20 protein-coding genes, 3 tRNA genes, 3 rRNA genes and 2 pseudogenes are annotated in these 25306 nt (G+C 59.9%); 23 read left to right on the forward strand and 5 right to left on the reverse strand.

What is annotated here, in order from left to right:
- Window positions 1-74: 74 nt before the first annotated feature.
- The 13 genes from AWT76_RS02345 to AWT76_RS02405 all read left to right on the forward strand — a co-directional run bounded on the left by AWT76_RS02345 (window position 75) and on the right by AWT76_RS02405 (window position 13238).
- The gene (locus AWT76_RS02345) at window positions 75-1232 is read left to right on the forward strand and encodes an LLM class flavin-dependent oxidoreductase (RefSeq protein ID WP_072244602.1); all 1158 of its coding nucleotides are present in this window, start codon (window positions 75-77) and stop codon (window positions 1230-1232) included.
- Window positions 1232-2131, forward strand: a complete 900-nt coding sequence (locus AWT76_RS02350; RefSeq protein WP_072244750.1) for an aldo/keto reductase — start codon at window positions 1232-1234, stop codon at window positions 2129-2131. Before AWT76_RS02345 ends, AWT76_RS02350 begins: the two co-directional genes overlap by 1 nt.
- 36 nt (window positions 2132-2167) lie before the next feature.
- Window positions 2168-3427, forward strand: coding sequence for an ABC transporter substrate-binding protein (locus tag AWT76_RS02355; protein WP_072244751.1), 1260 nt, complete (start codon window positions 2168-2170; stop codon window positions 3425-3427).
- A gap of 85 nt (window positions 3428-3512) precedes the next feature.
- Window positions 3513-4499, forward strand: a complete 987-nt coding sequence (locus tag AWT76_RS02360; RefSeq protein WP_082700060.1) for a carbohydrate ABC transporter permease — start codon at window positions 3513-3515, stop codon at window positions 4497-4499.
- Window positions 4499-5542, forward strand: a complete 1044-nt coding sequence (locus AWT76_RS02365; protein ID WP_072244604.1) for a carbohydrate ABC transporter permease — start codon at window positions 4499-4501, stop codon at window positions 5540-5542. Before AWT76_RS02360 ends, AWT76_RS02365 begins: the two co-directional genes overlap by 1 nt.
- Before the next feature lie 103 nt (window positions 5543-5645).
- A complete protein-coding gene (locus AWT76_RS02370) occupies window positions 5646-6755 on the forward strand; it encodes an ABC transporter ATP-binding protein (RefSeq protein WP_072244606.1) in 1110 nt (369 codons plus the stop codon).
- A gap of 5 nt (window positions 6756-6760) precedes the next feature.
- Entirely contained in the window at window positions 6761-7468 is a 708-nt protein-coding gene (locus AWT76_RS02375) for a GntR family transcriptional regulator (protein ID WP_072244608.1), read from the forward strand.
- Between the two features lie 10 nt (window positions 7469-7478).
- Window positions 7479-8588 (forward strand): Gfo/Idh/MocA family protein, encoded by a 1110-nt coding sequence (locus AWT76_RS02380; protein WP_072244610.1) that lies wholly within the window; start codon window positions 7479-7481, stop codon window positions 8586-8588.
- Between the two features lie 93 nt (window positions 8589-8681).
- Complete coding sequence (locus AWT76_RS02385) at window positions 8682-9845, forward strand: peptidoglycan glycosyltransferase FtsW (RefSeq protein WP_072244612.1); 1164 nt, start codon at window positions 8682-8684, stop codon at window positions 9843-9845.
- A 16-nt stretch (window positions 9846-9861) separates the two neighbouring features.
- Window positions 9862-10962: a UDP-N-acetylglucosamine--N-acetylmuramyl-(pentapeptide) pyrophosphoryl-undecaprenol N-acetylglucosamine transferase gene (locus AWT76_RS02390; protein ID WP_072244614.1), complete on the forward strand. Its 1101-nt coding sequence runs from the start codon at window positions 9862-9864 to the stop codon at window positions 10960-10962.
- The gene (murC, locus tag AWT76_RS02395) at window positions 10959-12368 is read left to right on the forward strand and encodes a UDP-N-acetylmuramate--L-alanine ligase (protein ID WP_072244616.1); all 1410 of its coding nucleotides are present in this window, start codon (window positions 10959-10961) and stop codon (window positions 12366-12368) included. Before AWT76_RS02390 ends, murC begins: the two co-directional genes overlap by 4 nt.
- A 149-nt stretch (window positions 12369-12517) precedes the next feature.
- Window positions 12518-12907, forward strand: coding sequence for a VOC family protein (locus AWT76_RS02400; protein ID WP_072244618.1), 390 nt, complete (start codon window positions 12518-12520; stop codon window positions 12905-12907).
- A gap of 4 nt (window positions 12908-12911) precedes the next feature.
- Window positions 12912-13238: a DUF1801 domain-containing protein gene (locus tag AWT76_RS02405; protein ID WP_082700061.1), complete on the forward strand. Its 327-nt coding sequence runs from the start codon at window positions 12912-12914 to the stop codon at window positions 13236-13238.
- Here the strand turns inward: AWT76_RS02405 and AWT76_RS17245 are convergent.
- Both AWT76_RS17245 and hemC read right to left on the reverse strand, forming a co-directional pair.
- Window positions 13212-13892 (reverse strand): helix-turn-helix domain-containing protein, encoded by a 681-nt coding sequence (locus tag AWT76_RS17245; RefSeq protein ID WP_072244620.1) that lies wholly within the window; start codon window positions 13890-13892, stop codon window positions 13212-13214. The two genes, AWT76_RS02405 and AWT76_RS17245, sit on opposite strands and share 27 nt — an antisense overlap.
- 117 nt (window positions 13893-14009) lie before the next feature.
- Window positions 14010-14966 (reverse strand): hydroxymethylbilane synthase, encoded by a 957-nt coding sequence (gene hemC, locus AWT76_RS02415; protein ID WP_072244622.1) that lies wholly within the window; start codon window positions 14964-14966, stop codon window positions 14010-14012.
- 108 nt (window positions 14967-15074) lie between these two features.
- On the opposite strand from hemC, the gene hemE reads away from it, so the two are divergent.
- Entirely contained in the window at window positions 15075-16109 is a 1035-nt protein-coding gene (gene hemE, locus AWT76_RS02420) for a uroporphyrinogen decarboxylase (RefSeq protein ID WP_072244624.1), read from the forward strand.
- A 54-nt stretch (window positions 16110-16163) separates the two neighbouring features.
- Here hemE and AWT76_RS02425 read toward each other — a convergent pair whose 3' ends face one another.
- The 3 genes from AWT76_RS02425 to AWT76_RS16550 form a co-directional block, all read right to left on the reverse strand.
- Window positions 16164-16640, reverse strand: a complete 477-nt coding sequence (locus AWT76_RS02425; RefSeq protein WP_072244625.1) for a fasciclin domain-containing protein — start codon at window positions 16638-16640, stop codon at window positions 16164-16166.
- A gap of 174 nt (window positions 16641-16814) precedes the next feature.
- Window positions 16815-17255, reverse strand: coding sequence for a hypothetical protein (locus AWT76_RS02430; protein WP_072244627.1), 441 nt, complete (start codon window positions 17253-17255; stop codon window positions 16815-16817).
- Between the two features lie 37 nt (window positions 17256-17292).
- Window positions 17293-17607, reverse strand: coding sequence for a hypothetical protein (locus tag AWT76_RS16550; RefSeq protein WP_141655843.1), 315 nt, complete (start codon window positions 17605-17607; stop codon window positions 17293-17295).
- 200 nt (window positions 17608-17807) lie between these two features.
- On the opposite strand from AWT76_RS16550, the gene AWT76_RS02435 reads away from it, so the two are divergent.
- The 9 genes and pseudogenes from AWT76_RS02435 to AWT76_RS02480 form a co-directional block, all read left to right on the forward strand.
- Window positions 17808-19271: ribosomal RNA gene (locus AWT76_RS02435) — 16S ribosomal RNA — on the forward strand.
- 133 nt (window positions 19272-19404) lie between these two features.
- Window positions 19405-19481 (forward strand) — tRNA-Ile (locus tag AWT76_RS02440).
- Window positions 19482-19601: 120 nt separating this feature from the next.
- Window positions 19602-19677 (forward strand) — tRNA-Ala (locus AWT76_RS02445).
- Window positions 19678-20363: 686 nt separating this feature from the next.
- Window positions 20364-23266: ribosomal RNA gene (locus AWT76_RS02450) — 23S ribosomal RNA — on the forward strand.
- A 131-nt stretch (window positions 23267-23397) separates the two neighbouring features.
- Window positions 23398-23512 (forward strand): 5S ribosomal RNA (gene rrf / locus AWT76_RS02455).
- The 16S, 23S and 5S rRNA genes sit together here with 3 tRNA genes alongside, the layout of an rRNA operon.
- Window positions 23513-23545: 33 nt before the next feature.
- Window positions 23546-23622, forward strand: a tRNA-Met gene (locus AWT76_RS02460).
- 400 nt (window positions 23623-24022) lie between these two features.
- Window positions 24023-24457, forward strand: a complete 435-nt coding sequence (gene tnpA, locus AWT76_RS02470) for an IS66-like element accessory protein TnpA (RefSeq protein WP_281179076.1) — start codon at window positions 24023-24025, stop codon at window positions 24455-24457.
- Window positions 24454-24808, forward strand: a pseudogene (gene tnpB / locus AWT76_RS17075) (IS66 family insertion sequence element accessory protein TnpB). The gene tnpA and the pseudogene tnpB overlap by 4 nt, the downstream one beginning before the upstream one ends.
- Window positions 24809-24872: 64 nt before the next feature.
- Window positions 24873-25306, forward strand: a pseudogene (locus AWT76_RS02480) (transposase domain-containing protein); the annotation flags it as partial.

Consider the following 25306-nt stretch of genomic DNA (forward strand, 5'->3'; position numbering starts at 1 on the left):
TATTGATTTATAAAATCCGCTCTGCTAGCGTTATATGCAAGACGCCCGGAAACAGGGCGCAAGGGAGGGAAGACATGACCATCGTTCCGGTAACCTCGGGCGACCTTGACGCCGCTGAAGTGTCATGGTTCGCGGCGCTGTGTTCGGATGACTACCGCTTTCTGGGTGTGCCCGAAGGCGACCTGCGCTCTAGCTGGGCGCATTGCAGTGATATCGTGAAATCTGCCGAAGCGCAGGGGTTTCGCAATATCCTGTGCCCATCCAGCTACCAAGTGGGGCAGGACACGCTGAGTTTTGTCGCCGCCGCGTCGCAGGTCACCGACCGCATAAACATGCTGGCCGCCATTCGATGTGGCGAAATGCAGCCGATCATGTTGGCGCGCACCGTGGCCACGTTGGACCATATGCTGAAGGGGCGGTTGACGCTAAATGTGATATCGTCGGACTTCCCCGGAGAGGTGGCCGACAGCGCCTATCGCTACAAGCGCAGTCATGAAGTGGTGCAAATTCTGCGTCAGGCGTGGGAGCGCGACGAGATCAACCACGAGGGCGAGGTCTACCAGTTCAAAGGTGTGCCGACTGCGCCCGCCAAGCCTTACCAGCAAAACGGCGGCCCGCTTCTGTATTTCGGGGGCTATTCGCCCGCCGCGCTGGAGCTGTGCGCAGCGCAATGCGACGTCTACCTGATGTGGCCGGAAACAGAGGATCAGTTGGCAGAGCGTATGCGCGCTGTCCATGCCCGCGCCGAAGCGCATGGCCGAACCTTGGATTACGGTCTGCGTGTGCATGTCATCGTGCGCGATACAGAGGCAGAGGCGCGCGACTACGCCGACCATCTGGTCAGCAAGCTGGATGATGAATATGGCCGCCTGATCCGCGAACGCGCGCATGACAGCGGCAGCCTTGGCGTGTCGCATCAGGCCCGCGCGCGCGAATTGGCCGACCAGTTCGGTTATACCGAACCCAACCTCTGGACAGGTGTGGGGCGCGCGCGTTCGGGGTGCGGGGCTGCGCTTGTTGGCAGCGCCGACCAAGTGCTAAGCAAGCTGGAGCGCTATCGGAAGATGGGGATTCGGGCTTTCATTTTCTCTGGCTACCCGCATCTGGACGAATGCCAGCATTTCGGGCGGCTGGTGATGCCGCATTTGAGCACCTGCTCATTGCCGCAAGAATATGGCCGCGTGCCAAGCGAAACACCGGCGACGCCTTTGGGCGTGGGGGGGCGCGTGTGATGGAACGGATTGACCTGACCGAGGGTCTGAGCCTGTCGCGCCTTGTCTATGGCATGTGGCGGCTGGGCGACGATTCCGACACCAGCCCTGCCCATGTGCAAGCCAAGGTAGAAGCGTGCTTGGCCCAAGGGGTCACCACCATGGACCAAGCCGATATCTATGGCGATTATGGCGCAGAGGCGCTTTTGGGGGCCGCGTTCCGCGCAGCACCCGGCCTGCGTGACAAGGTGGAACTGGTCACGAAATGCGATATTGTGGCACCCGTGGGCAAATATGCCACGGCGCGGGTCAAGCATTATGACACGAGCGCCGCGCATATCCGCGCCTCGGTCGACGCGTCGCTGTCCAGTATGGCGACGGACCGCATTGACCTGTTGCTGATCCACCGGCCCGACCCGTTGATGGACCACTACGAAACCGGTGCCGCTTTGGATGCCTTGGTGGCAGAGGGAAAGGTGCGCGCCGTGGGCGTGTCGAATTTCCGGCCATGGGATTGGGATTTGCTGCAATCCGCGATGACCACGAAGCTGTGCACCAATCAGGTTGAACTGAGCCTGCTGGCGCGCGACGCTTTCAACAATGGCGATCTGGCGCATCTGCAACGGTTGGGCGTGCCACCGATGGCGTGGTCGCCCTTGGCAGGGGGCGCGCTGTTCGGCGAAGGGGACGCCGCCATGCGCCTGCGCCCGCATTTGGAACGCCACGCGAAAGTGCAGGGCGTGGGCACAGACGCGGTTGCCGTGGCATGGCTGCTCGCCCATCCCGCGCGCATCTTGCCGGTGCTTGGAACGAACTCGCTGGAACGCATTGGGCGCATTGCAGATGCAGCGCGCGTCACGCTCTCGCGCGAGGACTGGTTCGAGTTATGGACCGCAGCGGCCGGGCAAGAGGTGCCCTGACGCCAAGGCCAGAGTTTCATCAAAGGGAGGAAAATGATGAAAACGACACTGACCACAACGGCCCTTGGGCTAATCTTGACGGCAGGTGCCGCCGGCGCGCAGGAACTGCGCTTCATGTGCTATCAGGACGGGACCGAATGCACCGTTTGGGAGGGGCAATTCGACCGGTTCGAAGCCGAAAACCCCGGCATTACCGTTGTCGTGGATGAAGTGCCCTACCAATCGATTCTTGAATCTCTGCCAGTTCAGCTGGAAGTGGGCGAAGGCCCCGATCTGGCCCGCGTCACCGATTACGGCGGTCTGGCCCGCTACATGCTGGACGTGCGCCCCTATGTATCCGATCCCGACGCGATCGAGGCTCGCTATGGCCAGTCGCTGGAGTGGGCGCGCGTGGGCGACAACGCATCGGACGGTATCTACAACATTGTCGACCAGCTGACCGCTACGGGTGGCTTCGCCAACAAGACGCTGTTCGACCAAGCGGGTGTCGAGATGCCGGGGCCGGGCGCGACCTTCGCGGAATGGGCCGAGGCTAGCCGCGCCGTGCGGGACGCCGTGGGCGTCGATTTCGCCATGGCCATTGACCGCACAGGCCACCGTTTTGCGGGTCCGGCCATGTCCTACGGGGCAGCGTTTTTTGATGACAACGGCGATCCCATTCTGGTCGATGACGGGTTCCGCACCTTTGCCGAACAGTTCGTCGCATGGCATGAAGACGGCACCTTGGCGCGCGATGTGTGGGCCGGGGCCGGGGGGGGCACCTATCAGGATGCCGCCGCAGAATTCATCAACGCGAATCTTGTGATGTATTATTCTGGCAGTTGGCAGATCGGGCGCTTTGGCCGCGACATTGGCGATGCGTTCGACTGGGTCGCCACGGGTGGCATTTGTGGGCCAGAGGCTTGCACCGGTATGCCGGGCGGCGCCGGGATTGTGGGCTTCAAGCAGACCGAACACCCCGAAGCCGTCGGTAAGCTGATTGAATTCATCGCGCAAGACGACGTGCAGGCCGCTGTGCTGGCGCAGACCCGCAACATTCCGGCCAATGCCGTGCTGCAAGAAGAGGGCATCGAATATCAGGATGTCAGCGACGATGTGAAAGCGGCCCTGACCATATTTGCCGGGTCCATCCCGACCTTTGCCGACACTGCCTACCAGTTGCAGGGATATGCCAATAACCGTGCAATCTTTACCGCAACGCCAGCGCGGATCACGCAGGCGATCGTGGGCGAACTGACGCTGGATGAGGCGTTGGACCGTCTGGATGCTGATATCGCCGAGGCGATTGCCCAGTAACGACGTTAGGGTGTCCTCCCGACGGACCGGCCTGCCAGCTTGTGCAGGCAGGCCGGTCTCTCGTTCGCACAGGAAGGGACGCAAGATGCTGAAATCATTTGCCACCCAAGCCTATGACGGTGCGTTCAACCTGTTTGAACGACCGATGTTGGTGCTTCAAAAGCTGTTTGGACAAAGCCGCATCGCTTGGGTCTTCCTGTTGCCGAATCTGTTGATTTTCGGCCTGTTCACATTCTTGCCGATTATCCTGAATTTCGTATTCGCCACCACCGGCGGCGACCGCATTCTGCTGGGCGACCGGCCCTTTGTGGGCACGGAACATTTCGCCAGCCTGCTGGATTGCGAAAGCTATTTTGACCCTAATTCCTGCCACCGCGACCTGTTCTGGCGCGCGGTCGGCAATACCGGCTGGTTCGTGCTGATGCAGGTCGGGTTCATGGTTCTGTTTTCGCTGATTACGGCGCTGATCCTGAACCGTGACATCGTGCTGCGCGGCTTCTTCCGCGCGGTGTTCTTCTACCCGGTGCTGCTGTCGCCCGTGGTTGTGGCGCTGATCTGGAAATGGATCTTGCAGCGCAATGGTGTGCTGAACGCGGGGCTAGAGGGGACAGGCTTTGGCACCGTCAACTGGCTGCTGGAAGCTGACTGGGCATTCTTCTGGGTCGTGTTTGTGTCGATCTGGTGTAATATGGGGTTCTATGTGCTGATCCTGCTGGCGGGTCTGCAATCCATCCCGTCGGACGTATACGAGGCCGCCGAGATGGACGGCACCCCGCGCTGGCGACAGTTGCTGCGTATTACGCTGCCGCTCTTGATGCCCACGATGCTGGTGGTCATGGTCCTGTCGGTCATCCGCGCGGTGCAGGCATTCGACGAAATCTATGTGCTGACCGGCGGCGGGCCGGGCTCTGCCACGACGCTGCTGATCCAGTATATCTACGATGTCGGCTTCTCGACCCGGCCACGGCTTTATGGGCTGGCGGCGGCGGCATCGCTTTTGATGGCGGGCGTGCTGTTCGTGCTGACGATGATGCAGCTTGCCGCCACGCGCAAACAATCGGGGGATAACTGATGTTTGGCTGGCTATTAGGGCGGCGCGGGCGCCACGGGTTCGACCTGACAGATTGGATGGCCTTCGGCTTTCTGGGCCTTGGCGTGTTCCTGATGCTGGGGCCGGTGCTGTGGCTGGTGCTGTCCAGCTTCAAGACCGAAGCGGCGCTTCAGGAATACCCGCCCAAATTTCTGCCGCTCGCGCCAATAGAGCGGATGGTCGATGGCTATGACCAACCCTTGCAAATGTACACCGTCACGGCGGGCGAGCACGCGGGTCGGGAATTGGCGCAGGTGCGCCGTATCGGTTTGAACGCGCAGATGGTGGACCCCGCCAACCCGTCCGAGCGGCTGAACGTGGCCATCAGCGACCGCGAACCCTTGCGCGAATTCGGCATCGCGACCGAAAACTACACCGGCGTGTTCGAGCGTTTCAATTTCATGCTGTATTTCTGGAATTCCACCTTCATTACGGTGATAGCCACCGTGCTGACAGTGCTGTTCAATTCCATGGCTGCCTTTGCGCTGGCGAAATACAAGTTCACCGGGCGTAACGCGGTCTTCGTGCTGATTATCGCGACGCTGATGATACCGCCGACGATCACGCTGGTGCCGCTGTTTCTGGTCATCAGCGAGATGGGCATGGTTAATAGTCACTGGGGCGTGATCTGGCCCGCGATTGCCACGCCCACGGGCGTATTCCTGCTGCGCCAATATATGCTGACAATCCCGGATGACCTGCTGGACGCCGCGCGCATGGACAATGCCAGTGAGTGGAAGGTCTACTGGAAGATCGTGCTGCCCTTGTCGGCACCCGCGCTGGCGGTGCTGGTGATATTCTCTGTCATGTGGCGCTGGAACGAATTCCTGTGGCCCTTGATCGTGCTAACCCGGTCGGAGGTGTTTACGCTGCAACTGGCGCTGAACAGCTTTCAAGGCGAATTGCAGACAAGTTGGTCTAGCCTGCTGGCCATGACGGTGCTGACGTTGTTGCCCATCACCATCGTGTTTGCCTTTTTGCAAAAATACATCACGCAGGGCATTGCCCAATCTGGCGTTAAATGAGCGCCTGCGGCGCATTGCTTTTGGTGGGGGGGCTTTGCCCCCGTCGCGCTAGGGCGCGACTCCCCCAGGATATTTGGGGCAAGGATGAAGGGGAGGAGGGCATATGGCGGGACTGTCGCTGAAAGGCATCGTCAAGGATTATGGTGCTGTGCGCGTGATCCATGGGGTGGATCTGGAGATCACGGATGGCGAGTTCTGCGTATTCGTCGGCCCCTCGGGTTGTGGGAAATCGACGCTGTTGCGGATGATCGCGGGGCTGGAGGATATCACCGGCGGTGACCTGCTGATCGGCGGCGACCGTGTGAATGACCAACGCGCCAGCGAGCGTGGGCTGGCCATGGTGTTCCAGACCTATGCGCTTTACCCGCATATGAGCGTGCGGGCGAATCTGGCCTTTGGGTTGGAGAATATTCGCATGGCCCGTGCCGAGATCGACGCCCGCGTCAGCGAGGCCGCGCGGATGTTGCAACTAGAGCCTTATCTGGACCGCAAGCCCAAGGCGCTGTCCGGCGGGCAGCGGCAGCGCGTGGCCATCGGGCGCGCCGTGGTGCGCGAGCCCAAGGTGTTCTTGTTCGACGAACCCCTGTCCAACCTTGACGCCGAATTGCGCGTGACCATGCGGGGCGAGATCGCAGCTTTGCATAGGCGCATTGGCAATACGATGATTTACGTCACCCACGATCAGGTTGAGGCGATGACCATGGCCGACCGCATCGTCGTGTTGCGCGACGGGCGGATCGAGCAACAGGGCGCGCCGATCGAACTGTATAACCGGCCCGCCAACAAGTTCGTGGCAGGGTTCATCGGGTCGCCCCGAATGAATTTCATCGCCTGCGAGGTGATTGAAGGCGACGGCAACGGCGTGCGTTTGCGCGACCCGTCTGGGCGGGCCTTGCGCGCGGATGTCGACGGGCGCGGGCTGAACCCCGGCAACAAGGTCGATCTTGGGGTGCGGCCCGAACATCTGCGCCCGGTGGCGGATGGGGAGAATGGCATCACCGCGACGGTTGAGAATATCGAGCAGTTGGGCGGTGAGAGCTACCTGTATTGCCGCGGCCCGGATGGCGTGGATGTGACCGTCCATATGTCGGGCCAAACCGGGCTTGCCCGTGGTGCAGAGATTGTCTTGGGGGTGCAGCCCGACCTATGCCATGTGTTCCGCGCCGAGGGGGCCGCGCAACCGCGCCTGCGCCTTGGCGAGGCCGTGGGCTGAGCGCCATGGACGACGCGCCGAGCGGGGCATTGCCGCGCTACCAGCAGATCAGCGAGTTGTTGATCCGGGACATCGCCGCCGGGCGGCTGATGGATGGCGCTCGGCTTGCGCCAGAGCGCGAGATGGCCGCCGATCTGGGTGTTGCCGTGGGCACGTTGCGCAAGGCGTTGCAGGATTTGGCTGAAAAGGGCCTGCTGGAACGTGTGCAGGGATCGGGCAATTACATCCGGGCGCAGCCTGAGGTTGCCAGCATTTACGCGCTGTTCCGGTTGGAACTGGTCGCAGGCGGGGGCCTGCCATCGGCCGAAGTGCTAGAGGTGACGCGTTGTGCCAAACCAGCGCATTTGCCGGAATTTGGCAGCGGGGCAGAGGCCCATCGCATTCGCCGTTTGCGGCTGCTCTCTGGCCAACCTGCGGCAGTGGAAGAAATCTGGTTGGATGCGGCCTATGCGCCCGAATTGCGGGCCGATGAGCTGTCGCAATCGCTGTATTTGCATTACCGCACCCGTCTTGGTCTGTGGATTGCCCGCGCCGAAGACCGGATTGGCACCGGGACGGTGCCCAAATTCGCGCCGGCGCGTTTCGGGCTGCGCCCCGGCGCGGTGGCCGGGCATATTCAGCGTATCAGTTGGAGCCAAGACAACCGGCGCGCGGAAGTGTCGGAAACCTGGTTTGACCCGAATGTGGCGCGATATGTGTCGCGCCTGAAATAAGGAAACGGACATGAGCAAGGCTATTTGTTACGGCATGATCGGCTGTGGCATGATGGGGCAGGAACACCTGCGCAATATCGCGCTGATGGATGGTGCCCGCGTTGGCGCAATTTTTGAGCCGGATGGCGGGATGCGGGCGCAGGCCGCACGGCTTGCCCCCGAAGCGCGGTTCGTGGACAGCGTGGAAGCGTTGCTGGCGGCCCAAGATGTCGAGGCGCTGGTCATCACCAGCCCCAACCACATGCATTTGCCGCAACTGGAGCAGATTGCCCGGACCCAGCCGCGCCCGGTTCTGGTGGAAAAGCCGCTTTTCACGGATGCTGCCGATCTGGACCGCGTGCGCGGTCTGGCGCTGGGGGCACCGCTCTGGGTGGCGATGGAATATCGCTACATGCCCCCCGTTGCGGCCTTGATAGAGGCCGCGGACCGGGCGACCGGTGGCATCCGGATGCTGACCATCCGCGAACATCGGTTTCCGTTCCTGCCCAAGGTTGGCGACTGGAACCGCTTCAACGCGCAGACCGGCGGAACGCTGGTCGAGAAATGCTGTCATTTCTTAGACCTGATGCGCCATATCCTGCGTGATGACCCGGTGCGGATCATGGCGTCGGGTGGTCAGGATGTGAACCATCTAGAGGAGAGCTACGCAGGGCAGACACCCGACATCTGGGACAATGCCTATGTGATCGTCGATTTCAAAGGCGGCGCACGGGCCATGCTGGAACTGTGTATGTTTGCCGAGGGTGCGCGCTATCAAGAAGAGATTTCCGCCATTGGACCGATGGGCAAGATCGAATGCCTTGTGCCCGGGCCGGGGCGGTTCTGGCCCGCGCATCTGGGCGAGCCGCCGGTGCCGCAATTGATCGAGAGCCCGCGCAATCCAAAAGGCCCCCGCGCCATAGAGATCCCGGTAGATCCCGCGCTTCTGGCCGCTGGCGACCATAATGGGTCAACTTTTTACCAACATGCGCGATTTGCTGCTGCGGTGCGCGGGCAAGCTTCGGTCGAGGTCACGATGGAAGATGGCATCTGGGCCGTGCTAATGGGGCTTGCGGCGCAGGAATCCGCCCGCACGGGGCGCGCCATGGCAATATCCGAGCGCGGCTTCACGCCGATCTGATGCCTTTTGGCTGGATTGGCGAACTGTTTCGCGGTAGTGTCTGCCCGAGACCCGGAAAACGGGCATAACAGGCAACCCGAGCAGGACAGCCCAATGACGGAAATGGTCTATGGCACCGCGCCAGTGCGCGTGGAAGATCCGATTCTGCCGCGCTGGTGGCGCACCATCGACAAGATGACACTTACATCGGTTCTGCTGCTGATGGCAGTGGGCATCCTGCTGGGCATGGCGGCGTCACCGCCCTTGGCGCAGCGCAACGGGGTGGAGCCGTTCTACTATGTCGAGCGCCAAGTTCTGTTCGGCGGTCTGGGGATTATCGCGATGCTGTTGATTTCGATGGCTTCGCCGGAGCGGATACGCAGACTGGCCACGATCGGCTTTCTGCTGACCTTGACTTCGCTGATCCTGCTGCCGTTCTTCGGCACCGATTTCGGCAAGGGGGCGGTGCGCTGGTATAGTTTCGGGGTCGGGTCCATCCAACCGTCGGAATTTCTGAAACCCATGCTGGCGGTTTTCGCAGCATGGCTGATGGCGGCAAGCTCTGATGTGGGGGGACCGCCGGGGCGGGCCATGTCCTTTGGTGTCACGCTTCTGGTCGTTGGCCTGCTGGTCATCCAGCCGGATTTCGGGCAGGCCGCGCTGGTCGCCGCAGGCTGGATGGTCATGTATTTCGTCGCCGGAGCGCCGATCCTTCTGCTGGTGGGTCTGGCGGTACTGGCGCTGGCCGGTGGCTATGTCGCCTATCAGAACTCGGAACATTTCGCGCGCCGGATTGACGGGTTTCTGGCTGAAGATGTCGACCCGCGCACACAGATGGGCTATGCGCAGAACGCCATTTCCGAAGGTGGTTTTTTCGGCACCGGGCTTGGTGAAGGGCGTGTGAAATGGTCCTTGCCCGACGCCCATACCGATTTCATCATCGCGGTTGCCGCCGAAGAATACGGGCTGGTGCTGGTGGTGTTCATCATCGGGCTTTTTGCCACGATCCTGCTGCGGTCGCTGTTCCGCCTGATGCGCGAACGCGACATGTTCATCCGCTTGGCGGGCACCGGTATTGTGACCATCTTCTGCTTGCAGGCCATGATAAACATGGGTGTTGCGGTGCGGCTGTTGCCCGCGAAAGGCATGACTTTGCCCATGATAAGCTATGGTGGATCGTCCTTGCTTGCGACGGGCATTGCAATCGGTATGCTTTTGGCACTGACGCGCCAGCGCCCGCAGGGCGAGATGGGCGACATTCTCGCGCGGCGCGGATAGGGCAGGAGGGGTTTGCATGGCCAAGGCACCGCTGATCTTGATCGCGGCAGGTGGCACAGGGGGGCATATGTTCCCGGCGCAGGCCTTGGCCGAGGCGCTGCTGGCGCGCGGCTGGCGGGTCAAACTGTCGACCGACGCGCGCGGCGCGCGCTATGCAGGCGGCTTCCCCGATGCTGTGCGTATCGACACGGTTAGTGCTGCAACCTTTGCGCGCGGCGGGTTGGCCGAGAAGATAAAGGTGCCGTTCAAGCTGGCGTTTGGCGTGCTGGGCGCAGCGTTTGGCATGGTTCTGGACCGCCCGAAAGCGGTTGTGGGCTTTGGCGGCTACCCCTCTATCCCGGCGCTTTCTGCGGCGTGGTTGCTGCGCGTTCCGCGCATGATCCATGAACAAAATGGCGTTCTGGGCAGGGTGAACCAGATTTTTGCGCGGCGGGTCAACAAGCTAGCCTTTGGGACATGGCCGACCGAAGGGGCCGAGGGGCTGGACGCTGAATTCACCGGCAACCCGGTGCGCGCAGCGGTTCTTGACCGCGCAGGTGCAGGCTATATCGCACCGGGCGATTACCCGATGGACCTGCTGGTGATCGGGGGTTCGCAGGGCGCGCGCATTTTGTCCGATGTGGTGCCAGAGGCAATCAGCGCATTGCCCCATGATCTGAAACGCAACCTGACCGTGGCCCATCAGGCCCGCGAGGAAGATATGGAACGCGTTGTCGCCGCCTATGAGGCCGGTGGCGTAAAGGCCGAAATCGCGCCATTCTTTCCCGATATCCCGCGCCGCTTGTCCGAATGCCAGTTGGTCATCAGCCGCGCGGGGGCGTCGTCTGTGGCCGATATATCTGTCATTGGCCGCCCTTCGGTGCTGGTGCCCTATGCGGCTGCGGCGGCAAACCATCAGGCGGCAAATGCCCGTATGCTGGGCGGCGTGGATGCGGCCGTGGTCTTTCCCGAAAGCCAGTTCACCGCGCCCGCCCTGACCGAAACCCTGTATTCCATCCTGACCAATCCGCAAGCTGCCGCGCGGATGGCCCAAGCCGCGCTGGGCGCGGGCCGCGCGGATGCCACCGAAGCGCTGACCGTCTTGGTCGAAGCGCTTGCCCGAAAGGAACGCCCATGAGCCCTGCTACCAAATTGCCCACCGATATTGGCCCGATCCATTTCATCGGGATCGGCGGTATCGGCATGTCGGGCATTGCAGAGGTTTTGATGACGCATGGCTACCGTGTGCAAGGCTCGGACCTGAAAGCCACCGCCATCACCGAACGGCTGCAAGCGCTGGGGGCAGAGGTGTTCGTGGGCCAGCGCGCCGAAAATGTGGACGGCGCCGCCGTGATCGTGGTTTCGACCGCGATCAAGCCCGACAATGCCGAATTGCAAGCCGCGCGCCGGGCCGGGCTGCCGGTGGTGCGCCGGGCCGAAATGCTGGCCGAACTGATGCGCCTGCGCTCGAACATCGCGGTCGCGGGAACGCATGGCAAAACGACGACCACGACCATGGTCGCAGCCCTTCTGGACGAAGGCGGCTTGGACCCGACGGTTATCAACGGCGGGGTTATCCATGCTTATGGGTCGAATGCCCGCGCGGGTGCAGGTGAATGGATGGTGGTCGAGGCCGACGAATCCGATGGCAGTTTCAACCGCCTGCCCGCGACCATTGCAATCGTCACCAATATAGACCCCGAGCATATGGAGCATTGGGGCAGCTTCGACGCGCTGCGCAAAGGCTTCTACGATTTCGCCAGCGGCATTCCGTTTTACGGGCTGGCCATCTGTTGCACCGACCATCCCGAAGTGCAGGCGCTGGTTGCCAAGCTGACCGACCGGCAGGTTGTGACCTTTGGCTTCAATGCGCAGGCCGACATTCGCGCGATCAACCTACGCTATGACTTGGGCGTGGCGCAGTTCGACATTGCGCTTCAAGATGAAGGCCGCGTCATCGAAGGATGTTCGCTGCCCATGCCGGGGGATCACAACGTGTCGAACGCGCTCTCTGCTGTGGCCGCCGCGCGGCATCTGGGGATGAACGCGACCGAAATTCGGACCGCACTGGCCAAGTTCGGCGGCGTGAACCGCCGCTTTACCCGTGTTGGTGTGGTGGGTGGCGTCACCATCATCGACGATTACGGCCACCACCCGGTGGAAATTGCGGCCGTGTTGCGCGCCGCGCGGCAGGCGCTTGGCGGCACGGGCCGCGTGATCGCCGTTCACCAGCCGCACCGATACACCCGCCTGTCCAGCCTGTTCGAGGATTTCTGCACCTGCTTCAACGAGGCCGATGTCGTGGGCATTGCCCCGGTTTATGCCGCCGGTGAAGACCCGATTCCGGGCGCTAGCCGGGATGACCTGTTGGCCGGTCTGGCTGCCCATGGCCACCGCAATGCGCAGGCCGTGGACAGCGAAGAAGCCTTGGAAGCGCTGGTGCGTGCCAATGCCAAGCCGGGTGATATGGTCGTCTGCCTTGGCGCAGGCACGATTTCCGGCTGGGCGCATGGTCTGGTGCCACGGCTGAAGGCGGCGGCGTGAGTTTGTATTCGCCACTCTATGGACAATAGTGAATGACGGCTTCGGGCCCATCTTGTTTGATGCTGCGCAGCCGACAAATGTCGGCTTTCTTCAAGACCGCCCTTTTTTCGTAGATTAGCATTGTCGTGGTATTGTTGGAGGCGCCTAAAATGATCTTTCGCTATACGATTCTTTATGTGGATGATGTCCCGTCGTCGCTCGACTTCTACGAGAGGGCGTTTGGGCTGAAACGTGGGTTCCTACACGAAGCTGGCGACTATGGTGAGTTGATAACTGGGGAAACCAAACTGGCATTTTCCTCAAGAGAGCTAATGCGCCAACTGGACAAGAACCCGGCTTCGCCAGAAGCTAACGCCCCCACGTTCGAGATCGCTTTTGAGACTGACGATGTGGCCGCCGCTTTTCGACGAGCCATAGACGCGGGTGCCACGCCTATTCAGGACACGCGCGATGAACCTTGGGGGCAGACAACGTCCTATGTGGCGGACCCAAATGGTTATCTGATCGAAATCTGCACAGCAGTGCAGTTGCCGGGTTGAGGCCATGATGGACGCCATGGAAACAGATGAGATCGTCGCACGGTTGAAGGCCATTGTCGTGACGGTCGAGCCGGAGGTGGCCTTTATCGCAAAATACGGGGGCACACTGGTCGAGAGCGTACCGGGCCAGCCCAAATCGCAGTTCTGCGGGATCTTTGCCTACACGAATCACGTCTCCCTGGAGTTCACCAACGGCGCCCTACTGGACGATCCGGAGAAGGTGCTTGAAGGCGAAGGAAAGCATCGGCGTCACGTCAAGCTTGCCAGTCTGTCCGATATCGCCGGAAAGCGATGCGAGGATTTCCTACGTCAGACCCGCGATCTCCCCTGACCAGTTGCCAAGCCCGGGTTGCGCCAGATCGGTCATGGACGCGGGGTTCCGGCGGAGTTGGACAGGCGTCCGGCCGAACCACCGCACAAACTCTCGTGTCATGTGGGCTTGGTCACTGTAGCCAAAATGCACCGCGATCTCTGCAAGCGGAACGCGACACTGAAGAGCCTGAACCGCTCGCCGGGCCCGCCCCAGCTGCCGCCAGAAGGCCGGGGTCGGAAGCGACAGGTCACTGAACCGACGCTGCAAGGTTCTTTCCGATACGCCCTGTTGCCGAGCCAGGCGATGAACGCTGTTTCCTGGCAGACAGAGGGCGTCAATCATCTCCGAAATCTCCTGGTCATGCCGCGTCCGGTCTTCGATCTCTGTCTCAAGGGTCGATAAGTCACGGCCGGCGATCTCGAATTCGGCAAAGTCCAGGGTGGTGCCAGGCCGTAGACGGTATCCAGTCAGGCTGGTTCCTGCGTCGAGCCTGACCAACCTTGGTGCTAAGTCCCAGTCAGTGATGTGAAGAACTCCGCGTCCCGTCCTACCGCAGGACAAGACAACCAGATCGACACACCCATCCGGAAGAACTACCGAGACTTCGTTGGCTTCGGCAGTGTACGTCCAGCGATGAACGCGGTCAGAGTTAGCTTGGGTCAATGCTGACATGCCTGTTAGAATGAACGAGTAGCTGACATTGATCCAGTGTTAACAACGGTGGCTTCGTCCCGCATAGCTGTCCTTCGTTGGTCGTGGCGGATTTCTCTTTGGGTCTGGTGCCACAGCTCACATCCAGTCGAAGAACCCGGCGGGTGCGCGACCGCGCAACTCTGCCGCCAATTCGCGCCCAAGCGCTGCGCCGTCGGCCAGCAACGCGCGCCCTTCGGTTGCCAGCTTTTGCGACCCGTCGGGCCGCAGGATTTCGCCGCGCAGCCAGATCTCGTCGCCTTCGATCAGCGCAAGCCCCGCGATGGGCGTTTCGCAGGAGCCATCCAGCGCGGCCAAGAACGCGCGTTCGGCGGCCAGCCTGTGACCGGTCGGCGTATCATGCAGCGGGGCCAGCAATTCGGCCGTTACGTCATCCGCAATACGCCACTCAATGCCAATCGCGCCTTGGGCAATCGCGGGCAGCATGTCTTCGGGTTCTATCCCGCCCGTCGCAATCTCGCTCATGCCCAGACGGTTTAGCCCCGCCATGGCAAGGAAGGTGCATTCGGCCACGCCATCTTGCAGCTTTTTCAGCCGGGTTTGCACATTGCCGCGAAACTCGACCACTTTCAGGTCGGGCCGTTTGTTGAGCAGTTGCGCGCGACGGCGCAAGGACGACGACCCGACCACCGCCCCGCTTGGCAAATCGGCAATCCCTTGCGCCTTGTGCGACACGAATGCGTCGCGCGTGTCTTCGCGGGGCAGGTAACAGCCCAATGTCAGCCCGTCGGGCTGGACGGTCGGCATGTCCTTCATCGAATGGACGGCAATGTCGATTCGCCCTTCGACCATTGCCTCTTCGATTTCCTTGGTGAACAGACCCTTGTTCCCGATTTCCTTCAATGGGCGGTCCGCGTCGATCAGCGTGCGGTCGTCGCCCGTGGTCTTGATGACCATGATTTCGAATGCCGCCTCTGGCAGGCCATGCGCCGCCATCAGGCGCTGCTTCGTTTCATGGGCCTGCGCCAAGGCCAGCGGGGATCCGCGCGTGCCGATTTTCAGGGGCTGGTCGGGGGTCGGGTGTGCGTGTGTCATGCGGTTTGCATAGCGCCGTGCCCTGCGCCTTTCAAGCGCAGAGTGTCATGCAGACTTGACAACGCCCGCCCGACTTGTGACGAGGATATCGACCAAGGAGAAAACCATATGACCAAGACCATCCTGCGCGCCCTTGCCGGGGAAACCTTGCCCACACCGCCCATCTGGATGATGCGCCAGGCCGGTCGCTACCTGCCCGAATACCGCGCCACCCGCGCGCAGGCCGGGGATTTCCTGTCGCTGTGCTACAATCCCGAACTGGCGGCAGAGGTCACATTGCAACCGATCCGCCGCTACGGGTTTGATGCGGCCATCCTGTTTGCCGATATCCTGCTGGTGCCGCAGGCGCTTGGGGCCGATCTGTGGTTTGTCACCGGCGAAGGGCCGCGCCTGTCCACCATCACCGATCAGGCCGGGGTCGATGCGCTAAAGCCCACCGACGCCATCCACGACACGCTGAACCCGGTCTATGAAACCGTGCGCATCTTGTCGCGCGAATTACCACCCGAGACCACGCTGATTGGCTTTGCCGGTGCACCGTGGACAGTCGCCACCTACATGATCGCCGGGCGCGGCACCAAGGACCAAGGCCCGGCCCACGCCCTGCGGACCGGCGCGCTCGAAGTGTTTGACGCGCTTATTGACCGGATCACCGATGCGACCATTGAATACCTGTCGATGCAGATCAAGGCAGGGGCCGAAGTGGTCAAGATTTTCGATAGCTGGGCCGGGTCGCTGAAGGGCGACGCATTCGCCAAATACGCGCTTGCGCCCACCAAGCGGATCATTGACGCGCTGAAGGCGCGCCATCCCGGCATTCCGGTCATCGCCTTCCCGCGCGAGGGGGGCGAGAATTACATCGGCTTCCACAAGTCCAGCGGTGCCGATTGCGTGGCGCTGGACGATTCCGTCACGCCCGAATGGGCGGCGGCAAATGTGCAAACGGATGGCTGTGTGCAGGGCAATCTGGCGTCGCGCCACATGGTCACGGGCGGGCAAGAGCTGGTCGATGAAACGCGCAAGATCGTCGGAGCCTTCAAGAACGGCCCGCATATCTTTAACCTTGGGCATGGCATAACCCCCGATGCCGACCCCGAGAATGTGGCGCTGATGATAGAGACAGTGCGCAACTTCAAACCCTGACACGCAAACGGGCGGCCAAAAAGCCGCCCGCTGCATTCTTTGCGCAATGCCAGATCACTCGGGCAAGATGACCGAGTCGATCACATGGATCACGCCGTTCGACGCTTCGATATCGGCAATAATCACAGTCGCATCGTTCACGGTCACGCCACCATCCACGCCAATGGTCACGGTCTGGCCGTTCACGGTTTCGGGCATCATCCCGTCGCTCAGATCACCCGACATGACCGCACCCGGAACCACATGGTAGGTCAGGATAGAGGTCAGGGTCGGGATGTCGTTCAACAAGCCTTCGACGGTGCCCTCTGGCAGGGCGGCAAAGGCATCGTCAGTTGGTGCGAACACGGTGAACGGGCCGTCCCCCGACAGGGTATCAGCCAGGCCGGCCGCCGAGACGGCTGCAACCAGCGTCGTGAAGCGGCCATCTTCGGCAGCAATGTCTACGATCGTCTTGTCGTCGGTTCCGTTCGAGAGGGCAGGGGTGGCCAAGGCAAGGGCAATGGCAGCGCCGGCGAAAGTGGTCTTGAACATATCTAACCTCCATTGGTCATTGTCGTGATGACACGCAGGTTACGGTGCGGCATGCAGAGTGGATGTGGCACATTTTCGCGCGAGCCGGGCTTGACGACAAAGGGCGCGCGGCTAAGCCGGCGCGCCCTTGAGTTTCAAATCAAGTCAACGTGTTTCGATGTGACCAACCTGCGGTCAGTTCGTTGCGTCCGCCACGATCTGCTGCAACAAGTAATTGACCGGCTGCATGCTGCGGTCGCTATACTCGCGATAGCCCACCATGACCGGCGCGCCGTCTTCGGCAGGCTGGAAGACATAGATGCCATAGGGACAATGCTGGATGTTCATTAGGTCCGTCTCCATCACCTGACGGGACACATCGGCAGAGCAGAATGACATCACCTGCGCGCCCGCGAACAGATCCTTGGTGCCCCCGACATCTTCCTTGGTCCGGGCCAGCATTGCGCCAATATGGTTGACCGAATCGATCACCAGCCCGCGCCCGGTAATTGCCATCTCAACCGCAAAGACCACATCATCGAAGGATCCTTCGGCTTCGAACGTGTAAAACCCGTCAGCATGGGCCGGGCTGGCCATGGCCAGCGCAAGACCCAGCCCCAGCGCTTTGTAAGACATCAGCTTTCCTTTCCCTCAAGCGTGCATCCAAAGAAACCTACAAGACCTTTCTTTTAACGCCCTGATCTGGATCAAACAGGCCAGAAATCCGGGCAAGGGAAGTTTTTTCGCCTTCTTTGTCATTTTCCTGTTGCGTTGGAAAAGTGGATTCCCTAGATAGCGCTTCACCGGCGGCGGGGACGTTGCTGGTTGGCTGGAACGGCGGACGGTTGTTGTTTTGGCTATCATGATGGGAGACGAGGTTGCATGGGTTGCGCCGATATTGGTGCTGGCCTGTGTGGTATTGTCTTTTGTTGTGGTTTTGTTTGACAGTTTTGGAAACTTGAAGAGATATGTGGGCGGTTTGGTTCATTTCGATGGATCGGCCTGACACATATCGGTTCTCTAGGGGTGCGGAAGCGTCTCGATGATGGGAATGTCAGCTTCACTGTTTATGCGGCTTTCGGTTCTTTGGACTGGAGGCACATGAACAGGGTAACGCGTTTGGGCTTAGGTCTGGACGTGTTGATATGTGCTTGGGTTTGACGTCAAGGATACGGACCATGTCCGTTTCAACTTGAGAGTTTGATCCTGGCTCAGAACGAACGCTGGCGGCAGGCTTAACACATGCAAGTCGAGCGAGGACTTCGGTCCTAGCGGCGGACGGGTGAGTAACGCGTGGGAACGTGCCCTTTGCTACGGAATAGTCCTGGGAAACTGGGTTTAATACCGTATGTGCCCTTCGGGGGAAAGAATTTCGGCAAAGGATCGGCCCGCGTTGGATTAGGTAGTTGGTGGGGTAATGGCCTACCAAGCCGACGATCCATAGCTGGTTTGAGAGGATGATCAGCCACACTGGGACTGAGACACGGCCCAGACTCCTACGGGAGGCAGCAGTGGGGAATCTTAGACAATGGGGGCAACCCTGATCTAGCCATGCCGCGTGAGCGATGAAGGCCTTAGGGTTGTAAAGCTCTTTCGCTGGGGAAGATAATGACGGTACCCAGTAAAGAAGCCCCGGCTAACTCCGTGCCAGCAGCCGCGGTAATACGGAGGGGGCTAGCGTTGTTCGGAATTACTGGGCGTAAAGCGCGCGTAGGCGGATTGGAAAGTTGGGGGTGAAATCCCGGGGCTCAACCCCGGAACTGCCTCCAAAACTATCAGTCTGGAGTTCGAGAGAGGTGAGTGGAATTGCGAGTGTAGAGGTGAAATTCGTAGATATTCGCAGGAACACCAGTGGCGAAGGCGGCTCACTGGCTCGATACTGACGCTGAGGTGCGAAAGTGTGGGGAGCAAACAGGATTAGATACCCTGGTAGTCCACACCGTAAACGATGAATGCCAGACGTCGGCAAGCATGCTTGTCGGTGTCACACCTAACGGATTAAGCATTCCGCCTGGGGAGTACGGTCGCAAGATTAAAACTCAAAGGAATTGACGGGGGCCCGCACAAGCGGTGGAGCATGTGGTTTAATTCGAAGCAACGCGCAGAACCTTACCAACCCTTGACATGGGGGTCGCGGAACCAGAGATGGTTCTTTCAGTTCGGCTGGACCCCACACAGGTGCTGCATGGCTGTCGTCAGCTCGTGTCGTGAGATGTTCGGTTAAGTCCGGCAACGAGCGCAACCCACGTCCCCAGTTGCCAGCATTCAGTTGGGCACTCTGGGGAGACTGCCGATGATAAGTCGGAGGAAGGTGTGGATGACGTCAAGTCCTCATGGCCCTTACGGGTTGGGCTACACACGTGCTACAATGGTGGTGACAGAGGGATAATCCCTAAAAGCCATCTCAGTTCGGATTGGGGTCTGCAACTCGACCCCATGAAGTCGGAATCGCTAGTAATCGCGGAACAGCATGCCGCGGTGAATACGTTCCCGGGCCTTGTACACACCGCCCGTCACACCATGGGAGTTGGGTCTACCCGAAGGTGGTGCGCTAACCAGCAATGGAGGCAGCCAACCACGGTAGGCTCAGCGACTGGGGTGAAGTCGTAACAAGGTAGCCGTAGGGGAACCTGCGGCTGGATCACCTCCTTTCTAAGGATGTTTCTGGCAGATGGGCTTGCCCATCTCGTGAAACACTTAGCAGTGACAATCAAAGTCACATAAACGAACCGGACCGTCCTCATATCTCTTCAAGAAGAACCGCAGGCCTACCGGTCTGAACTTTGGGTCGGTAGCTCAGGTGGTTAGAGCGCACGCCTGATAAGCGTGAGGTCGGAGGTTCAAGTCCTCCTCGACCCACCATTACCTCCGGCGGGCTGCGATCAAGCATGGTTTTGTTTTGTGCTGAGTGCCCGGCAGCTTTGCTGCCACCGCGCAAGGCGCGGCGCGAAGCGTGCGTCGCCGCAGGCGACACTCAAGAACGGGGCCTTAGCTCAGCTGGGAGAGCGCCTGATTTGCATTCAGGAGGTCAGGAGTTCGATCCTCCTAGGCTCCACCATCAAACCCGGCGAGCGCAGCTCGCAAAAACGATCCGGGGGATCGTTTTTAGGGATTGATGCCAAGCAGCCATGCTGCGCGGCAGGGCTTCGCCTCGTCATGGTGGCTCCTAGGATTTATTATGCGCCAATTCGCAAGCGAATTGGCGGGTGGCTCCACCAAGACCCAGCTACGCTTCGCATTGGTGAAGCCCAGGGTTGTTTTATGCGCCAATCGTCAAGTCGATTGGCGGGTGGCTCCACCCGGCACATCGTCGAGATGTTGCAGTTTGAAAGACCAACACGATCATCAAGCACATGGGTCATGTGCTTGATCGTCCTGTTGGACGTTGGCAGCTTCGGCTGCTTTTTACATCGTTTAGAGAGATACACATCAGTGTCATGTTGGCATCTTCGCGTGAGAAGATGCCTGCAGGGTCTTCGGACTTTGCAAGACATGAGACTATTCCAAGTCAAGTACACTAACCAATTGTTCTGGATGCCCCGATCTATGCACGTAGAGACGGGTAGTGCGGTGCCAACGCGCTCAAGTGAGCTGCGCGGTAGCGCATAAAAAATCCAGGGCGGGAAACGTACAATGCTTTTGGTCTTGGGAAGCGTGGGGCGCGGGAACGCAAAAGGCCCGTTGCCCCCTGTCATGTGACGTTGCCTGTGAAAACGGGGAACCGATCTGGCTCTTTCTGGATCAAATCAAGCGCAATAAGGGCGTTTGGTGGATGCCTTGGCAGCAAGAGGCGATGAAGGACGTGATACTCTGCGATAAGCGCAGGCGAGCCGAGAATAGGCTTTGACCCTGCGATCTCCGAATGGGGCAACCCAACTGATTGTTTGTTGTTATTGCTTCGCAATAACATACGCTCCGCGCGGACCCTTGGTCCGTGGCCACCTTTGGGTGGCCGGGCGCGTATGTTGATGCGTGGTGGCTAACAATGAGCATACTCAGTTACTTTTAGGCTGAATACATAGGCTTAAAAGAGCAAACCCGGGGAACTGAAACATCTAAGTACCCGGAGGAAAGGAAATCAATAGAGACTCCGTTAGTAGTGGCGAGCGAACGCGGACCAGCCGAGCCGTGAATGTGGGCAGAACTGTCTGGAAAGGCAGGCCATAGCGGGTGACAGCCCCGTATGCGAAGCATGATCGGACGTATCAAGTAGGGCGGGACACGTGAAATCCTGTTCGAAGATCGGGGGACCACCCCCGAAGGCTAAGTACTCCTTGCTGACCGATAGCGAACCAGTACCGTGAGGGAAAGGTGAAAAGCACCCCGACGAGGGGAGTGAAACAGACCTGAAACCGGACGCCTACAAGCAGTCGGAGGGGACATGATCCCTGACGGCGTACCTTTTGTATAATGGGTCAACGACTTGGTCTATCTAGCAAGCTTAAACCGTTAGGTGTAGGCGCAGCGAAAGCGAGTCTTAAATGGGCGTCGAGTTAGATGGATCAGACCCGAAACCGAGTGATCTAGGCATGGCCAGGTTGAAGGTTGGGTAACACCAACTGGAGGACCGAACCCACATCCGTTGAAAAGGATCGGGATGAGCTGTGCCTAGGGGTGAAAGGCCAATCAAACTCGGAGATAGCTGGTTCTCCGCGAAATCTATTTAGGTAGAGCGTCAGACGAATACCCCGGGGGGTAGAGCACTGGATGGGTAATGGGGCCCCACAGGCTTACTGATCCTAACCAAACTCCGAATACCCGGGAGTACTATCTGGCAGACACACGGCGGGTGCTAACGTCCGTCGTGAAGAGGGAAACAACCCTGACCTACAGCTAAGGCCCCCAATTCATGGCTAAGTGGGAAAGCAGGTGGGACGACCAAAACAACCAGGAGGTTGGCTTAGAAGCAGCCATCCTTTAAAGATAGCGTAACAGCTCACTGGTCTAAATAAGTTGTCCTGCGGCGAAGATGTAACGGGGCTCAAGCCATGAGCCGAAGCTTAGGATGCACGTAAGTGCGTGGTAGCGGAGCGTTCTGTTCTGTACTTCTTGCGTCTTGCATGCCCCAAGGGGTGTGACGGACGCATCAGAAGTCTGCTGTGAAGCCGGCCCGTGAGGGACCGGTGGAGCGTTCAGAAGTGAGAATGTTGACATGAGTAGCGACAAACAGGGTGAGAGACCCTGTCGCCGAAAGTCCAAGGGTTCCTGCTTAAAGCTAATCTGAGCAGGGTAAGCCGGCCCCTAAGGCGAGGCCGAAAGGCGTAGTCGATGGGAACGAGGTTAATATTCCTCGGCCAGTGGGATGTGACGGATCGCGGACGTTGTTCACCCTTATCGGATTGGGTGGGCAGCCAGGCGGTCCCTGGAAATAGCCCCACATCAGACCGTACCCGAAACCGACACAGGTGGACTGGTAGAGAATACCAAGGCGCTTGAGAGAACCATGTTTAAGGAACTCGGCAAAATACCTCCGTAAGTTCGCGAGAAGGAGGCCCCGTCTTTGCGCAAGCAAGGGCGGGGGCACAGACCAGGGGGTGGCGACTGTTTACTAAAAACACAGGGCTCTGCGAAGTCGCAAGACGACGTATAGGGTCTGACGCCTGCCCGGTGCCGGAAGGTTAAATGGAGGAGTGCAAGCTCCGAAATGAAGCCCCGGTAAACGGCGGCCGTAACTATAACGGTCCTAAGGTAGCGAAATTCCTTGTCGGGTAAGTTCCGACCTGCACGAATGGCGTAACGACTTCCCCGCTGTCTCGAACATGGACTCAGCGAAATTGAATTGCCTGTCAAGATGCAGGCTTCCCGCGGTTAGACGGAAAGACCCCGTGCACCTTTACTACAGCTTCACACTGGCATCAGGATTGCGATGTGCAGGATAGGTGGTAGGCTTTGAAACAGGAACGCCAGTTCCCGTGGAGCCTCCCTTGAGATACCACCCTTCGCACTCTTGATGTCTAACCGCGATCCTTGAACCAGGATCCGGGACCCTGTGTGGCAGGTAGTTTGACTGGGGCGGTCGCCTCCCAAACAGTAACGGAGGCGTGCGAAGGTGGGCTCAGAGCGGTCGGAAATCGCTCGTTGAGTGCAATGGCATAAGCCCGCCTGACTGCAAGACTGACAAGTCGAGCAGAGACGAAAGTCGGCCATAGTGATCCGGTGGTCCCGAGTGGAAGGGCCATCGCTCAACGGATAAAAGGTACGCCGGGGATAACAGGCTGATGATGCCCAAGAGTCCATATCGACGGCATCGTTTGGCACCTCGATGTCGGCTCATCTCATCCTGGGGCTGGAGTAGGTCCCAAGGGTACGGCTGTTCGCCGTTTAAAGAGGTACGTGAGCTGGGTTTAGAACGTCGTGAGACAGTTCGGTCCCTATCTGCCGTGGGTGTTGGAGACTTGAGAGGAGTTGCCCCTAGTACGAGAGGACCGGGGTGAACGTTCCACTGGTGGACCTGTTGTGGCGCCAGCCGCAGCGCAGGGTAGCTATGAACGGACAGGATAACCGCTGAAAGCATCTAAGCGGGAAGCCCCCCTCAAAACAAGGTCTCCCTTGAGAGCCGTGGTAGACCACCACGTCAATAGGCCGGAGATGTACGCGCAGCAATGCGCTCAGTCGACCGGTACTAATCGCTCGATCGGCTTGATTTGATCCAGTAACAACCAGATCAATTCCAAGACCAACACAACAAAAGCATGACCAAAATCGTCGGGCTCAAATCCCCCACCGATGTGTATCACTCAAGCGATAATACATCGCTTGATCAAGGTTGATTACCAGGTTTGGTGGCAATAGCGCGAGCAATACACCCGATCCCGTCCCGATCTCGGAAGTTAAGTGCCGCCGCGGCAATGGTACTGCGTCTCAAGACGTGGGAGAGTAGCTCACCGCCAAACCTCATAATCAACCTAAACCTCTAAACATACCACCGCGGGGTGGAGCAGCCAGGTAGCTCGTCAGGCTCATAACCTGAAGGTCACAGGTTCAAATCCTGTCCCCGCAACCAACACTATTTCTTCAATCTTATCAACACCTTGAAACTCCGCCCCCGCGGGGCTATTCGAGTTTGTACTCTTTTTGCGCAGGCCCGAACCCTGGTGTTGCTCGACGCCCGCCGCCAGACGCAACAACCCCGCAAGCGCCCGTGAAGGTCGATATCGAGGCCTTGCCCATCGCTGCGCGGCACCAGCACGATCTTCTCGATCAGACCCCGCAGCGCCTCGCGGGTCTCTTCCAACCCGTCTTCGCGCCCCAGGCCCTCGATCAGCACTCCCACGCGGTCGCGGTAGGTCGTAAGCGACGGCCACGCCCCATTGATTTGTCCTGTTCCTGACGCGTGGCATGCCTGCGAGAAGGTCTGCGCGCGCAGATGGAGGTTTCGCATGGCGGATGGTGGCGACGGATTTATGGGTCGGTGTGAAATTGTTGAACCGCGACGGCGCAATCGCCGATGGCCATCGGAAGTGAAAGCGAAGATTGTCGCGGAGAGTTATCAGCCTGGGGCGCGGGTTGTGGATGTGGCACGCAAATACGATTTGCTCCCACATCACCTGTCAGATTGGCGTCGCCATGCCCGACAGGGTCGGTTGGCTTTGCCGGGTGACCTGATGGATGCGCTGAACGGATCGCCTGCGTCGGAGGCGGCGGAGCCTGCCTTTGTGCCGCTGTCAATTCTGCCCGAGCCCATGGATCAGCCGGTGTTTTCCACGGCCGCGGCCGCGCAGGATGGCTCTGGTGTGCTGACGATTGAGGTCGGGTCCGACCTGCGCTTGCGTATTCCCGGTGATGTTACAGTGGAGCGCGCGGCGGCGCTGGTGCGTGCATTGCGCGGGGCGACATGATCGTCGCGGGTCAGAGGCTGCCGATCCTGATCGCGACGAAGCCAGTAGACTTCCGCTGTGGGCACAACGCTCTGGCGCTGATCGTGCAGACGGAGCTGAAGCTCGATCCGCATTCCGGGGTGACGGTGGTGTTTTCGGTCAAAACGCGGGGACAGGTTGAAGATCCTTGTGTGGGATGGCACCGGAATGGTGCTGATCTACAAGGTCCTGGAACAGGGCAGCTTCGCCTGGCCGAAGATTCAGGACGGGGTTATGCGGCTGTCTCGGGCGCAGGCGGAAGCCTTGTTCGAAGGTCTGGATTGGCGGCGGGTGGTGGCGCAAAGGGTGCTGGCACCGACTGCGGCAGGATGACTCAGCGGGTCGAATTTGGCATTGTTTTATTGGGCTTTCTGTTCCGGATCTGGTAGAAGGGCGCATGTCGCAACCACTTGATCTCAGACAGTTTCCAGACCTGCCGCCCGAGGTGGTGAATGCCTTTGCCGCCCAAAAGGCAGCGCTGGACGCCGCACAGTTTGAGGCGCGGGTTGAACGCGCGGCACGGCAGCATGAACAGGCAGTGGTAGCCGAAAAGGAGGCCTTCATCACCGAGCTGAAGGCGCTGATCGAGAAGCTGGAAGGCCAGGTTCAGGACTACCGGCGCACCAAGTTCGGGCCGAAATCCGAGAAGCTGGACCCCGCCCAGCTAGAATTGGCGCTGGAAGATCTGGAAACTGCCATCGCCGAGACACAGGCGCAGATCGCCGCTGTCGAAGACAGGATCGCGGTCAGCGAGACAGACCCCGACAAGCGCAAACCACGCGCACCCGCAAGGCACGGGCACTGCCGGAAAACCTGCCGCGCACCCTACGG

The organism is Roseibaca calidilacus (assembly GCF_001517585.1).
Lineage (GTDB): Bacteria > Pseudomonadota > Alphaproteobacteria > Rhodobacterales > Rhodobacteraceae > Roseinatronobacter > Roseinatronobacter calidilacus.

Bases quoted from the DNA above. Each gene is read 5' to 3' on its own strand.
- AWT76_RS02345 (WP_072244602.1), top strand. From the start codon at position 75: ATGACCATCGTTCCGGTAACCTCGGGCGACCTTGACGCCGCTGAAGTG.
- AWT76_RS02350 (WP_072244750.1), top strand. From the start codon at position 1,232: ATGGAACGGATTGACCTGACCGAGGGTCTGAGCCTGTCGCGCCTTGTC.
- AWT76_RS02355 (WP_072244751.1), top strand. From the start codon at position 2,168: ATGAAAACGACACTGACCACAACGGCCCTTGGGCTAATCTTGACGGCA.
- AWT76_RS02360 (WP_082700060.1), top strand. From the start codon at position 3,513: ATGCTGAAATCATTTGCCACCCAAGCCTATGACGGTGCGTTCAACCTG.
- AWT76_RS02365 (WP_072244604.1), top strand. From the start codon at position 4,499: ATGTTTGGCTGGCTATTAGGGCGGCGCGGGCGCCACGGGTTCGACCTG.
- AWT76_RS02370 (WP_072244606.1), top strand. From the start codon at position 5,646: ATGGCGGGACTGTCGCTGAAAGGCATCGTCAAGGATTATGGTGCTGTG.
- AWT76_RS02375 (WP_072244608.1), top strand. From the start codon at position 6,761: ATGGACGACGCGCCGAGCGGGGCATTGCCGCGCTACCAGCAGATCAGC.
- AWT76_RS02380 (WP_072244610.1), top strand. From the start codon at position 7,479: ATGAGCAAGGCTATTTGTTACGGCATGATCGGCTGTGGCATGATGGGG.
- AWT76_RS02385 (WP_072244612.1), top strand. From the start codon at position 8,682: ATGACGGAAATGGTCTATGGCACCGCGCCAGTGCGCGTGGAAGATCCG.
- AWT76_RS02390 (WP_072244614.1), top strand. From the start codon at position 9,862: ATGGCCAAGGCACCGCTGATCTTGATCGCGGCAGGTGGCACAGGGGGG.
- murC (WP_072244616.1), top strand. From the start codon at position 10,959: ATGAGCCCTGCTACCAAATTGCCCACCGATATTGGCCCGATCCATTTC.
- AWT76_RS02400 (WP_072244618.1), top strand. From the start codon at position 12,518: ATGATCTTTCGCTATACGATTCTTTATGTGGATGATGTCCCGTCGTCG.
- AWT76_RS02405 (WP_082700061.1), top strand. From the start codon at position 12,912: ATGATGGACGCCATGGAAACAGATGAGATCGTCGCACGGTTGAAGGCC.
- AWT76_RS17245 (WP_072244620.1), bottom strand. From the start codon at position 13,892: ATGTCAGCATTGACCCAAGCTAACTCTGACCGCGTTCATCGCTGGACG.
- hemC (WP_072244622.1), bottom strand. From the start codon at position 14,966: ATGACACACGCACACCCGACCCCCGACCAGCCCCTGAAAATCGGCACG.
- hemE (WP_072244624.1), top strand. From the start codon at position 15,075: ATGACCAAGACCATCCTGCGCGCCCTTGCCGGGGAAACCTTGCCCACA.
- AWT76_RS02425 (WP_072244625.1), bottom strand. From the start codon at position 16,640: ATGTTCAAGACCACTTTCGCCGGCGCTGCCATTGCCCTTGCCTTGGCC.
- AWT76_RS02430 (WP_072244627.1), bottom strand. From the start codon at position 17,255: ATGTCTTACAAAGCGCTGGGGCTGGGTCTTGCGCTGGCCATGGCCAGC.
- AWT76_RS16550 (WP_141655843.1), bottom strand. From the start codon at position 17,607: ATGAACCAAACCGCCCACATATCTCTTCAAGTTTCCAAAACTGTCAAA.
- tnpA (WP_281179076.1), top strand. From the start codon at position 24,023: ATGGGTCGGTGTGAAATTGTTGAACCGCGACGGCGCAATCGCCGATGG.